The organism is Streptomyces thermovulgaris (assembly GCF_002155915.1).
Lineage (GTDB): Bacteria > Actinomycetota > Actinomycetes > Streptomycetales > Streptomycetaceae > Streptomyces > Streptomyces thermovulgaris.
Window position 1 is genome coordinate 1 of record NZ_MUME01000579.1, and the last position, 657, is coordinate 657.

The following is a 657-nucleotide window of genomic DNA, read 5'->3' on the forward strand; positions in this document are numbered from 1 at the left end:
ACGGGAAAAGGAGGGAAGCAGGGGCAAGGGGCAGAGGGCCGGAAAGAGGTGAACGGTGAACGAAAAAATGGCCAACAAGCGGCATGGGCCGACCCAATTCGGTCACGTGCACGTGCATCTGCCCTTGCATCTGGTGTGCGCATCCGAAACGATGGCATCGCGCCACCGCCGCATCGCATCGACCGCGAATTCCCGGGAGTGCCTCGCATGGGGACGAATGGATCGACCATGCTCGAGCCGTTACGGCAGGGCCTTCCGTCGCTGGATCCCGCGGCCGTGTCCAGCGCCGCCTCCTGCGCCCTGCCCACCCGCTACGAAGCGGTGCGCGAAGCACGGCGGTTCACCCGGAACATGCTCGACCAGTGGGAGCTGAGCGACCGGTTCGACGAGGTCTGCCTGGTGGTCTCCGAACTGGTCACCAACGCCCTGCGGCACGGGCTGCCCCTCGCCCTGCCCCGCCCCGCCGGCAAGGCCCCGCGGGCCGGGTGCCACGACCCCGCGCCGCCGCACGACGCCGGCCCGTACATCCGTCTGCACCTGCTGTACTGGACCGAGCGGCTGGTGTGCGCGGTGCGCGACCCCAGCCAGGCGGGCCCGGTCGTCGGCGAGGCGGACGACTTCTCGGCGGAGTCGGGCCGCGGTCTGTTCCTCGTCGAC

Annotated in this window: 1 protein-coding gene; it reads left to right on the plus strand. The window is 69.9% G+C overall.

All coding sequences use genetic code 11. From position 1 onward, the window contains the following. Window positions 1-207: 207 nt before the first annotated feature. Window positions 208-657, plus strand: a 450-nt coding sequence (locus CCN35_RS27425) for an ATP-binding protein (RefSeq protein WP_211285596.1), incomplete at its 3' end; no start/stop codon positions are given.